Below are 11,933 nucleotides of genomic sequence, written 5' to 3'. Positions count from 1 at the left end.
CCCATGCGAGTAAGATGACATGACGAAGTCCACTCAACCTACCGTCCGGGATGTTGCCCTCATTGTCGGCGGCGGCCCGGGCATCAGCTCAAGTTGCGCGAGGCTGCTCGCGAAGAACGGCATGCAAGTCGCCGTGGCAGCCAGGAATCCCGACAAGGCGGTCCTCGAGGCGCTCGAGAACATGCATGGAGTGGGGCGATACGCTTGCGATGCCAGCGAACCCCCGGCAGTGGAACACCTGTTCAGGACTCTCGTGCAGGACGTGGGGACGCCGCGGCTCGTCGTTCACAACATCGATGGAAGAGTGCCGGGCATTTTCCGCAAGAGCATCATCGAGGCGGATCCGACAATGGCGTTTGAAACGCTTCGCAACGCGGCATTCAGCGCGTTCCTGGTAGGACAGCAGGCAGCCAAACTCATGCTCGAAAACAAGCCGGACGCCAACGGGAAAAGAGGGACGATCATCTTCACGAACGCCAGCGCAGCGCTCAAAGGCTTCCCATCGAGCGGCGCTTTTGCGATGGCATGTCATGCCAAGTCGGGGCTCGCGCAGAGCATGGCGCGAGAGCTGATGCCGCAGGGTATCCACGTCGCCAATGTGCCTATCGACGCCGCGGTCGGCTGGACCCAGAACGACGGGACGCGCGCCCACCGCCTGGCCGGAACGACGGTCGATGACAACATGGCCGACCCCGATCGTATCGCCGAAACCTATCTGCACGTGCATCGCCAACATCGGTCGACCTGGGCTTTCGAAGTGGTTCTCAGACCCTGGGTCGAGAAGTGGTGATCATCACCTACCTGCGCACTTGCGCCGGACCAAAGCCCATTCTCCGTTGAATAACGCCTAGCCGATTTTGACCACAGCGCATCGTGACAAGCTCATCCTATTCTCTTGCCGGCCTTACTGGAGCCGCGGGGACTTTCCGTCCTTTGATGACTCGAGACTTGCCGGCGACAAGACTTGCCGAGCGCTTCAAGGCCTGGAAGGAAGCGATGACTAGCCAATCCACCGACACAGGGGATCGCCTTGAGCATTGAAGATCACCCCACGGTGAAGAGCGTCCGCTCTCGCAGCCGTCAGGAAACTGCCCATATCCCCGTTTCTGCGAATCTGATCAAGCAGGTCGCGCGCGATTGCGGAGCCGATGATGCAGGGATCATTGAGATCGATCGTGCCGCGATCGCACCTCAGGTAAGAGTCATCCGGAAGGTTTACGGCCGCACGCGGTCCTTGCTCGCGATCGCTTGCAGCATGAATCGTGAGCCGGTCCGTTCCCCTGCTCGGTCGGTCGCCAACGAGGAGTTCCACGGCGCCTATGATCATGCGAACGAAACTGCGCGCGCGATCGTCCGCGCGCTCGAAGAGCACGGCATCCCGGCCTGCAATTCGGTGGCCGCCTTTCCGATGGAGATGGATCTGCCACGGGTCATGATGGTCCAACACAAGCCTATCGCCGTGGAGGCCGGGCTCGGTCGCATGGGAATCCATCGCAGCATCATCCATCCGAAGTTCGGAAGCTTCATGGTGCTCGGCACGATTCTGCTTGGACGGGAGGTCGACGCCTATGATCAGCCGATCGATTACAATCCCTGCCTGGAGTGCAAATTGTGCGTCGCCGCCTGCCCGGTCGGGGCAATCAAACCGGACGGCGCCTTCGATTTCCTGTCCTGCCAGACCCACAACTATCATGACTTTCTCGGCAACTTTGCGCAGTGGGTCGAGACCGTCGCCGATTCGAAAGATGCCAAGGACTATCGCTCACGCGTGCCCCGCACCGAAACACTGAACATCTGGCAGTCGCTCTCGTTCAAACCGGGCTACAAGGCCGCCTATTGCATCGCGGCCTGTCCGGCCGGCGAAGATGTCATCGGCCCCTTCCTGGAGAACCGCGACGCCCACTTTGCGGACGTGGTCAAGCCGCTGATCGATAAAGATGAGTTCGTCTACGTGATCCCGGACACCGATGCCGAGGACACGGTCACACGACGCTTCCCTCACAAGAAAGTCCAGTATGTCACCTCGGGCCGCCATAGCGTCAACATTCAGGGCTACCTCTTCTCCCTGTCGCTTGGTTTCCAGCGCGGCAGGGCCAAAGGGTTGGACCTTGTGACACATCTAAGCTTCACGGGAACGACGACGCTCGATGTGACGGTCGTGATCAAGGACCGGAAGCTGGAGGTCGTTCCCGATCGCCATGTTGGTGAAGCGGGATTGAAGGTCACGGTGGATTCCAGGTCATGGTTGAGCGTTGTCAACCGCGACCTCGACCTGGCCGAAGCGATCGACTCCAAGCTGGTGAGCCCGAGCGATGAAAAACTGTTTGCAGCCTTCATGCGCTGCTTCCCGATGTGAACCCGTACTCGGCAAGAACGCGAGACTTGAATTGATTGCGTCTGTGAAGGATTGAAAATGATCTCCCGTCGGAATGTTCTTTTTGGCATTGGCGGTGCGGCGGTGGGAGGGGCGCTCACCAGTTCGCTGGGCGAAGCGAAATTGTTCGACTATGGCGACACTCCGGTAAACGTCTTTGACTATCGCGAGCTGGCGAGGACACGTTTGCCAAGAATTGTTTTTGACTACCTCGAGGGGGGTGCGGGCGGCGAATGGTCCCTGTCGCACAACAGGGAAATATTCGAACGCCTTGTCTTCCGTCCCAAACGGCTGCTCGACATCAGCAAGCGAGACATTTCGACTGTTTTGTTTGGACAGAAGTATGCTGCACCGATCGTGATCGCTCCAACCGGTTTGAATGGCGCATTCTGGCCCAATGGCGACATCGCATTGGCGCGGGCCGCTGAGAAGGCCAACATTCCCTTTGCCCTGTCGACGGCTTCAACAGCGTCCATCGAGGACGTGGCGCAAAATGCCGGCGGGGACAAGTGGTTCCAGCTCTATGTGTTGAACAAGACGTTGTCGCAACAATTGGTTGAGCGGGCCAAGGCAGCAGGGTACTCCAAGCTCATTCTCACGACCGATCTCGGAGTGGACGGGCTCAGAGAGCGCGACAATCGCAACGGCTTCAAGTTGCCGTTGAGCTACTCGTCGAGCTTGCTCGTCGACGGCCTGACGCATCCAGGTTGGGCACTCGACTTTGCAAAGCACGGCATGCCGAAGGTGGCGAACTTTACCAGAAGAGACGCTTCAGACACGGCAAGTCAGGCTGGGCAAATGAGACGAGGCCTGGATACGACCTTCAGCTGGCAAGATCTGAAGTGGCTACGCTCCATCTGGCCTCGTCAGCTGTTGGTCAAGGGCGTGTTGCGGCCGGACGATGCCGTGCGATGCATCGCTGAGGGCGCAGACGGCGTCATCCTGTCGAATCACGGCGGTCGACAGCTGGGGGATGCGATCTCTCCGCTTCAAGCCTTGGCTGAAACAAGAAGCAAGATCACACAGCCCATCCTCATCGACAGCGGTTTCCGCCGAGGCGCGGACATCGTGAAGGCACTCGCTCTTGGAGCAAACGCGGTTCAACTTGGTCGCGCGACACTCTATGGGTTGGCGGCTCGGGGCGAAATTGGTGTCACGGAAGTGCTCAATATGATGTTCGCAGAAATCGACAACACTATGGCACAAATTGGTTGTTCCTCGATTGCGGACCTCAGCCCCGATTGCATCACTGAAGATCGACTGCCTCTGGCCGTTCGCTCCTGACTGGAGATCCCGGCGGATGCTCTGCCGCCATGTCGACCCGCAGCATAACGTTCGGCCGGCGTATGGCGCTGTGATCGGAACCACCGATGAATAACGCCTAGCCGAATTAGCCGGCGCGCACACCCTACGTCCGGCCTATTGTTCTCATGACAAACGCTGAGCGCCACAACGAAAAGCAACTTCAGTCGCCTCACCAACAATACATCCAGGGAGATTATCATGCACTCACGTCGGAAGCTGATGAAGGCCGGCCTTGCCGCGGCCGCCCTTGCCACCACCAAGGTCAGTGCGCAGGCCGCGGGGGAAACGACGTCGCGGAGCAACGGGAGCGACGAGTTGCCTCGCAAACTCACTGTATTGTCGATCCGCCACGAGGACGGGCGCGAAACCATGGGAGTGAAGACGACCGCCGGCGTACTCGACGTGTCCGCCGCGACCAAGCTCCTCGGATTAACGGCACCTCTCACGTTGGAGGCGCTCCTGGTCAACGGCGGCAATGCGGAGCTGAAGACCCTCGTAGAAACTGCTCTCAAGGCGCCCGACGCAAAAGCTGCATTCCTTGATGAATCGAAGATCAAGTTCGGGCGTCTATTCACCAAGCCTGGAAAGATCGTCTGCCTCGGCCTCAATTACCGAGAACACGTCGAGGAAACGGGCCAAAAACTGCCTCCTCTCCCTATCCTCTTCAACAAGTACAACAACTCGCTCGCACCGCATATGGCAACGGTCCAGCTTCCGCCCCGCGACGTCTGCTACAAGTTCGACTATGAAACCGAACTGGTCGTCGTAATGGGCCGCAAGGCGAGCAATGTCCGCGCTGAGGATGCTCTGTCATACGTTGCCGGCTACGCCGTCGGCAACGATTTTACCTCGCGAGACCTGCAGCTCGAGGTCCCCGGCGGCCAGTGGATGGTCGGCAAGACGCTCGATGATTTCGCCCCAATCGGCCCATATTTCGTTTCCGCCGATCAGATTGATCCCAACAATCTGGACCTCGAGACTCGTGTGAACGGAGAAGTGCGGCAATCGTCGAACACGACGAAACTAATCTTCAATCCTCAGAAGATCATCGCCTACGCCTCTCGGCTATTCGCCCTCGAACCAGGAGACATCATCTTCACCGGAACGCCTTCTGGCGTGATCGTAGGATATCCCAAGGAAAAGCAAATTTGGTTGAAAGCCGGCGATAAGATCGAAAGCACGATCCAGGGACTTGGGACGCTATCGTTCACGCTCGCCTGATTGCGCTCGCCGATCATGAGATGAGTGTCCATTGAGCCATTGAGACAGACACCAATATCAGTCCGTGCTGCCAAGTTCGCCAGCTCTTGGCGCTCATCCCAATTCCAGCACATACCCTCGCTTCTCGGGGAGAGATCAAGATGTTTCGTTTCGACAGAGTGACGGTCTCGCTTGCAGTCGTCCTGCTTTGGCTGTCGCCCTTGCACGCGCAACAGACCGGAGGCGCCCCGTCCACGTCAGCACAAAATGATGGGACAGCTCGTATGGCCGAAATTCCATACAGCCCTCAGACGAAGATCACGGTCGAACGCCAGGGACAGGTCGTGTTGATCGGCATCAACCGGCCCTACATCGACAACCGCATCGACCCAGAGGCGCTGGAAGGACTGGCGAAAGCATACTACGATTACGATCAGGATGCCTCGCTTCGTGCCGCAGTGCTGTTCGGCCATGGCGATCGCTTCTCCAAAGGCATCGATGTCGATGCCACCAAATCGTTCACCCAGTCAGGAAGGAAACTTCTGGATGGACCAGGCTTCATCGACCCGACGGGTCGGAGCAAGCCAAGGCTCACGAAGCCACTGGTCATCGCCGTCCATGGCGACACCTGGAACTTGGCCCATGAGCTCTTCCTTGCGGCCGACATACGCGTCGCTTCGGAAGACACGGAGTTCGGCCAGGATGAAAATACGCATGGTCGGTTTCCTGGAGGCGGCGCCACGATCCGCTTTCCCAGAGAAGCCGGTTGGGGAAACGCCATGCGATACATTCTGACTGGAGACCATTGGGGAGCGAAAGAAGCCTTCCGAATGGGAACCGTTCAAGTTCTGGCCCCAAACCGGGAGGCGGCTCTCAGGGAGGCGATCGAAATTGCGAACAAGATCGCTGCGTCCGCTCCGCTCGGCACCAAAGCCTCTCTAGCCAGCTCCCGCATGGCACTCGAAGAATCGGAGAGTGCGGCTATGGCGAAGCTCGGCGAACAATATCTCGCACTGCTTAAGACTCGAGATTTCCAGGAGGGTCGGGATGCCGAAGCGCAGAAGAGACCGCCGGTTTACGAAGGACGCTGATTCTCCAGCCCATTACGGAATCTCCACAATCTCGCTGCTCAACACGTAATTGCGGCAATCAATTCGAGCTGTCGCTCCATGGCGGCGATCTCTTCCGCATTTTACGGCATGACCCAAATCACAACGTCTTGTTGTAGGTGTTTTCGTCAACGGTCACAATCGTGGCAATCGGTGAAAGCATGGGTGCGTGGTCCGACGGTCGCGTGCCCTGTCTGCAAATCGAAAACCTGGCCAAATCCGTGAGGCGACGAGGCCTGACCCTGACGCAAAGGGGGATCAACTGCAACGCGCGCGAGGATGCGACCAACCTTCGTTTCGAGTACCATCCACCCGCCCTTCTGAACGGCACTAAATCGCTGGCGTGCGGATACAACACACCTTCCGGGTCGTTCTCGCGCCAGCGAGGGTCCGCATGATCTGGTTGGCGTTGTAATGTCGATGCTGGCCGGCGATTAACATCCAGCGGAAAATCGGAATGAGGTCGCGCATCGGATCTCTTCAGCGCAGCAGACAATCGGGTATCTCCGGTATCGCCAGGCGGACCTTTCGATCGGGGCGCCGGATCAGATCCCAAATCTCGTCATAACTCCTTCGAGAAAACGTGAAACCGGACGGCAACGACATTTGCTCAGACAGAGTCTCCCCAAGATCGAAGCCCTAGCCTTCAATCCCAGAGGAGCGCACGGCGTTTGATATATCGCCAGCGCAACGGTAGGCGACTGGCTGTCAATCGGCGCCGAACTGAGGCCCTTGAACTAACCCCGGCATTTCCATGTGGCGAGCAAAGGAATCGGCGTCGGCATGGGATCCCGATCGGCGCCGATGGTGAGCGATCTCGACTGGTATTTATCAACTGCCTTCAGAGCATTACTGCCGACATCTGCAACAACCTGACCCCTGCGCCGATTCACTCATCAGCGAATACGGCTCACCCGTCGGCCGAGATCCGATGCCTAGGCGACGCGAGCGCCCCGGCATCACCGGCCTCGCGGTCCACGTCCTGCGCGGGACGACGGTGGTTCGGTTGGGGATTGTGTTCCGCCGTAACGCAAGTGGAACAAGGATCGATCCGAGGCTCAGCGTATGAGAACTCAGCGCGCTAGTCGGAACAGAGCAACGTTTTAGGAGACGGGCTAGGCAGCATGACCGACCGTCCAGCCAAGCCAGAACTGCAGGCGTTAATTCCACATGCGCTTGAATCTAGCTCCGCGCTGTCCATTTGAACCGGTGGACCACAGCACTTTAGAAACCCGGCACCTTCGCCAACTTGGAGCCCTGAGGTAACGAAAGCTTCGAGGCGCGCTTCAACCCTTCTCGGAGTTCTTGCGAAAGCCACCTCTCCAATGTCTTGAGGTCGTTCCTCGACGCAAGGTGCGGCGCGATCCAAAGCGAGAGCTGACGCTTTCCAGGCGCAAAGCCAAACGGGGCGATCAGCCTACCCGACTCCAGGTCGCCCATGGCCAGCATATGTGGGACGACGGCGAGCCCTAATCCGACCGTCGCAGCCTGAATCATTAGGTAGAAGTGATCGAACCTTTGCTGAACGTGCGGTACCTTCTCCTCTTCTCCAACTGCGGCGAGCCAATCAGCCCAGGCGCTTGGACGGGTTGCGGTCGCAAGCAATCTGGCGTGCGAAAGATCTCCGGGTTTCTTCAGCGAGACTGATTTGAGGTAGGCTGGAGAACATACGGGGCCTATCCACTCAGTACCCAGCGGACGAATGACCGCGGACTTCGGCGGTTCGAACGTGTTGTTGCGAATAGCGACGCTGATGTTGTCCCGTGTGAAATCCACTCGATCGTAGTTCATGTCGAGCTTAATCTCCATGCCGGGGTGCTTGGCGTACAGGGCCGGCAACCGCGGAATAAGCCAGCACATGGTTATCGACGTCGAGCAGGACAGCGTTAAAGGCCCAGGCTTCAAACGTTCAATCGTTGCCTGAATTAGGTTGAATGACGTCGACAGGCCGTCCACAAGTTGCTCACCCTCCGGAGTTGGAATCGACTCCTTCGTGCCACGTTTAAGGAGCGACACGCCCATGACTTCCTCAAGCACCTTGATCTGGCGACTAACCGCGCCATGTGTCACGCCCAGCTCGACCGCTGCTCGACTGATGCTGCGATGTCTCGCCGTCGCTTCAAATGCACGGAGTGCGTTCAAAGAGGGCAAGGATACGGGCATCTGATCCTCCGACGAATGTGACATCATTTCACATGAGGCCCGGACTAGCTGATCGCCTTTTTGATCCGTGGTTTATCAGGACGCAACAATTTTTTATGCGCGTGGCTGACTTCAACTGAAGGGACTATGGAGATCAGGTCCGGTGTTGCCGACCTCCACAGTGGACAAACTCATATAGAGAGACCTAAGGGCTCTGCCTTGCGGCAGCCTTCGACGCGAGTGACATCGCGGCCAGATGAGCTGGAGTCGCAAACCGAGGAACATTGCTACTGCGCCTTCGCAGGAGGACTATCGGTCGCCGAACCGGCGGAATGCGATCCAGAGACGCTGGCGATCAAGATATGCTCGAGCGAGCCGTCGTTGGCCATCCGCGGGGTCTCGTTTGCCGCGTTGACGACTGACTTAGTCCTCAATGGCGGCTGATATCAAAACTTAAACAGCGCCGGATGGGTCGGTCGGGACATAAACCATTTTCAAATGCGACCCTGGAGCCCTGGAGACACGGTCTCCTAACCGCCTTCGGATGTCACAAAAACTCATATCCTGCTGAGAATTTATGCAGTTCCGAACCATTAGCGAAAGCCTACTGTTGCCCGGACTGGCTACGTGTATGCATGCTCCGCGCCCGCAGCGCCTTTAATGTCTCTCAAACCGCTCGGGAAGAGGAGTTGTCTCAGGGCAAGTCAGTCACTCCAAGAGCTGAGACAGGCTCGGATAAGAAATAGGAGATTAGGGATGGAACTGATCGCGGTCAGCTCGCGCTCGTGGCCTGCACTGAACAGCTTCTCAAACAACTACTTAGCGTCGATATTTCGAGCGGAATCCTTCAGTAGCCAATCTCGTCGAAAGCCTAGGTGCGGGCGCTAGCCTTGCGCCGATTTCGCATCGACAAATAGACAGGCTCAGCCGACGGCCTTTTGCCCCTACGGGGAGTATTCTGTGCGCAAAAAACTAGAAGCAGCGGCCATGAGTATTGACACCGCAACCGCAGGTGCGGTCGAAATCGCTGCTGCCAAAGTTATCGGGATCGACAAACGGTTTGGCGGCGCGCACGCGCTGCGCGGCGTGTCGATCACTTTCGAGAAGGGCGGCGTGCATGCCATTGCTGGCGAGAACGGCGCCGGCAAGTCGACGTTAGTGAAGATCCTGTCAGGCGTCATCGGCGATTACGCCGGCGCAATCGAAATAGACGGTGTTGGCCGCCGCTTCGACAGCATCCGCGATGCCGAGCGACATGGAGTGTTCCTGGTCCCGCAGGAACTCAGCGTCGTGCCGGAGTTGCGAGTTGGCGAATATCTGTTTCTCAACCGCGAGCCCCAGCGCTGGGGGATGGTAGACACGAGGAAGCTGTGGGCCGATGCCGCGCATTGGCTCGACGTCTTCAAGCTCGATGCCTCGCCGCTGGAGCGGATGGGCAATCTAAGCACGCACCAGCAGCAGTTGGTCAGTATTGCCCGCGCGATGACGCAAGGCGTGAAGCTGCTCATCCTCGACGAACCAACGTCGAGCCTCACAGAGCGCGAGACCGAGCTCATGTTCGCCCGGATAGTGGACCTGCACCGGCATGGTGTCACCACCATCTACATATCCCATCGACTGCGCGAGTTGGAGCGCGTCGCCAATGTCGTGTCGGTGATGCGGGACGGCAGAGTCGTCGACCATTTTGGGCTTCAGGGCCAAAGCGACACGCCCCGTCGGATTGTTCAAGCGATGGTGGGGCGGGACATCATCGACATGTATCCAAAGGTAGCTGCTAAGGTCGGCGAACCGATCCTCTCGATCCGCGACTGGACCGTAGAAAGCACGGGAGCCGGCCGAGTCCATGCTATCAAAAACATCCACCTGGATGTCCGATCAGGAGAGATCTTAGGAGTTTTTGGCTTGCTCGGCTCCGGGGCCTTCGATTTGGCCCGGTCGCTGTTTGGCGCTCATGCGGGACGCGTGAGCGGTTCGATGCAGATCCGCGGGCAGCTCATCTCGGTTAGGACGCCGCGCGACGCGATCCGCAACGGCATCGCCTATGTTCCGGCCGAACGAAAGCGCGACGGCCTGATCGAAGCTCATTCGATCGAAAGCAACATGACGCTTGCTGCGCTCAACCGCTTCAATCGCTACGGCATCCTCAACCGGTACGGCGAACTCCAGCGTGTACAGCAATATGTCGCGAGCCTGAAGGTAAAGTGCGGCTCGGTGGAGCAGCCCATGTCGCAGCTCTCTGGCGGCAACCAGCAGAAGGTCGTGGCCGCGAAATGGCTTCTTTCCGAGCCGGAGCTCTTTATCCTGGAGGAGCCGACCCGCGGTGTCGACGTGAACGCACGCATCGATTTGTACGCACTCGTCAACGAAATCGCCACGGCCGGCAAAGCAGTCATCATCGTATCTACTGATCTGCCGGAAGTTCTCGGCATGTGCGACCGCGTGCTCGTCATGTGCGAGGGACGCCTCGTGCGCGAATGGATGCACGGCGAGGCGAGCGAAGAAGACGTGATGATTAGCGCGGCAGAAGAATACAGTGAGGGGGCATGACCTCAACAAAAACAGTGACAGAACGGGGCGCACTCGCCAAGGGCTTCCAGCTTCGCGAGCTGCCGGCTGCGATGTCGCAAGACAGGCTTCGGCTGCTGCCGCTGATCATCGTCCTCCTGATCGTCTGGATGGTGCTGCAGTATCTCACAGGCGGTCTGTTCCTCAGCGCCCGCAACTTAACCAATCTCAGCGGTCAGGTCGCCATCACTGCCGTGCTGACGGCAGGCGCCGTGCTGGTGATGGTCCCAGGCTACATCGACCTGTCGCTTGGTGCGACCGTCGCTGCCGCAGCCGTGGTAGCAGCCATCGCAGGCACGAACTATGAGCTTTCGCTCTGGCCAACCGTCGTAACCACGCTGGCTTTCGGACTATTGATCGGTCTGTGGCACGCCTTTTGGGTGGCCTGGATGAAGGTGCCATCGTTCATCGTAACGCTGGGCAGCTTGCTCGCCATTCGCGGTTTGTCGCTGGTTATCACCAATGCCGAAACGATCTCGCCCAATCCCGACATCCTGGTGATCTCGGACGCTTCTCTGTCACCGATGCTAGGCATCGTCGTGCTGTTCGCTTTCTGGCTCGCTTTCGCCCTTTTGCAGGTACGAGAATGGCGCGCCCGGCAGGCGGCCGGGATTCGCTCGTCGTTCGGTGCCGTCGTCGGCCTGCCCGCCGCTTCTGTCGGCATATTCACGCTGGGCGTCATGATCATGGCGGCCAGCTATCGTGGCTTGCCCCTGCCTGTTGTCCTCGTTCTGGCGGTAGTGGCTTTGGCCGGGTGGTTCCTGCGCTTCACTGCCTTTGGCCGTCGGCTCTATGCCATCGGCGGCAATCGCCAGGCTGCGCTGCTTGCCGGCATCAACATCCGAATGCAGGCCTCCTTGGTCTTCGCTTTCATGGGGCTCCTCTACGGCCTGGCGGGCCTGGTCCTCGTGGCACGTCTCGACAGCGCTCCTCCGGGCGCCATGCAGGGCCTCGAGCTCAACGTGATCGCCGCTGCCGTCATCGGCGGAACCAGCCTCATGGGCGGCCGCGGAACTGTCGCAGGAGCGGTGATCGGCGCGATCTTGATGGAGAGCCTTTCCAACGGCATGAGCCTCATGAACCTGCCATCTGCCTATCAATCCGTCACAGTCGGTCTTGTGCTGCTTTTTGCCGTCTACGCCGACCTGCGTAGCCGCGGCGGAAGGTCCGGAGACTGATCGAACCCGGAGCAATGCGGCGCAAACCACGTGACCATCGTCAATTTGATGCGGCCAACT

The 11,933-nt window shown here is 58.7% G+C and carries 8 protein-coding genes; 7 read left to right on the top strand and 1 reads right to left on the bottom strand.

Annotation, left to right across the window (positions count from 1 at the left end):
• Positions 1-19: 19 nt before the first annotated feature.
• The 5 genes from JQ592_RS21245 (at position 20) to JQ592_RS21225 (ending at position 5,970) form a co-directional block, all read left to right on the top strand.
• Positions 20-790, top strand: a complete 771-nt coding sequence (locus JQ592_RS21245) for an SDR family oxidoreductase (RefSeq protein ID WP_211404738.1) — start codon at positions 20-22, stop codon at positions 788-790.
• 240 nt (positions 791-1,030) lie between these two features.
• The gene (locus tag JQ592_RS21240) at positions 1,031-2,356 is read left to right on the top strand and encodes a 4Fe-4S binding protein (protein ID WP_211404737.1); all 1,326 of its coding nucleotides are present in this window, start codon (positions 1,031-1,033) and stop codon (positions 2,354-2,356) included.
• A 57-nt stretch (positions 2,357-2,413) separates the two neighbouring features.
• Positions 2,414-3,658, top strand: coding sequence for an alpha-hydroxy-acid oxidizing protein (locus JQ592_RS21235; RefSeq protein WP_211404736.1), 1,245 nt, complete (start codon positions 2,414-2,416; stop codon positions 3,656-3,658).
• A gap of 219 nt (positions 3,659-3,877) precedes the next feature.
• Entirely contained in the window at positions 3,878-4,900 is a 1,023-nt protein-coding gene (locus tag JQ592_RS21230; protein ID WP_211404735.1) for a fumarylacetoacetate hydrolase family protein, read from the top strand.
• A gap of 140 nt (positions 4,901-5,040) precedes the next feature.
• A complete protein-coding gene (locus tag JQ592_RS21225; protein ID WP_246820568.1) occupies positions 5,041-5,970 on the top strand; it encodes a crotonase/enoyl-CoA hydratase family protein in 930 nt (309 codons plus the stop codon).
• Positions 5,971-7,212: 1,242 nt separating this feature from the next.
• Here the strand turns inward: JQ592_RS21225 and JQ592_RS21220 are convergent.
• Complete coding sequence (locus JQ592_RS21220) at positions 7,213-8,151, bottom strand: LysR substrate-binding domain-containing protein (RefSeq protein WP_211404734.1); 939 nt, start codon at positions 8,149-8,151, stop codon at positions 7,213-7,215.
• A gap of 966 nt (positions 8,152-9,117) precedes the next feature.
• Between JQ592_RS21220 and JQ592_RS21215 the strand changes: the two genes are divergently transcribed.
• Together JQ592_RS21215 and JQ592_RS21210 are read left to right on the top strand one after the other, a co-directional pair.
• Positions 9,118-10,677: a sugar ABC transporter ATP-binding protein gene (locus JQ592_RS21215; RefSeq protein ID WP_211404733.1), complete on the top strand. Its 1,560-nt coding sequence runs from the start codon at positions 9,118-9,120 to the stop codon at positions 10,675-10,677.
• Positions 10,674-11,873, top strand: a complete 1,200-nt coding sequence (locus JQ592_RS21210; protein WP_211404732.1) for a sugar ABC transporter permease — start codon at positions 10,674-10,676, stop codon at positions 11,871-11,873. Before JQ592_RS21215 ends, JQ592_RS21210 begins: the two co-directional genes overlap by 4 nt.
• Positions 11,874-11,933: the final 60 nt, after the last annotated feature.

The sequence above is a fragment of the Bradyrhizobium iriomotense genome (assembly GCF_018129405.1).
Lineage (GTDB): Bacteria > Pseudomonadota > Alphaproteobacteria > Rhizobiales > Xanthobacteraceae > Bradyrhizobium > Bradyrhizobium iriomotense_B.
The sequence above is the reverse complement of the archived record's forward strand: the minus strand, read 5'-3'. Positions and strand labels throughout refer to the sequence as shown.

Excerpts from the sequence above, each read along its gene's own strand:
- JQ592_RS21230 (WP_211404735.1), top strand. The coding sequence starts at position 3,878 with ATGCACTCACGTCGGAAGCTGATGAAGGCCGGCCTTGCCGCGGCCGCC.
- JQ592_RS21220 (WP_211404734.1), bottom strand. The coding sequence starts at position 8,151 with ATGCCCGTATCCTTGCCCTCTTTGAACGCACTCCGTGCATTTGAAGCG.
- JQ592_RS21235 (WP_211404736.1), top strand. The coding sequence starts at position 2,414 with ATGATCTCCCGTCGGAATGTTCTTTTTGGCATTGGCGGTGCGGCGGTG.
- JQ592_RS21215 (WP_211404733.1), top strand. The coding sequence starts at position 9,118 with ATGAGTATTGACACCGCAACCGCAGGTGCGGTCGAAATCGCTGCTGCC.
- JQ592_RS21210 (WP_211404732.1), top strand. The coding sequence starts at position 10,674 with ATGACCTCAACAAAAACAGTGACAGAACGGGGCGCACTCGCCAAGGGC.
- JQ592_RS21245 (WP_211404738.1), top strand. The coding sequence starts at position 20 with ATGACGAAGTCCACTCAACCTACCGTCCGGGATGTTGCCCTCATTGTC.
- JQ592_RS21225 (WP_246820568.1), top strand. The coding sequence starts at position 5,041 with ATGTTTCGTTTCGACAGAGTGACGGTCTCGCTTGCAGTCGTCCTGCTT.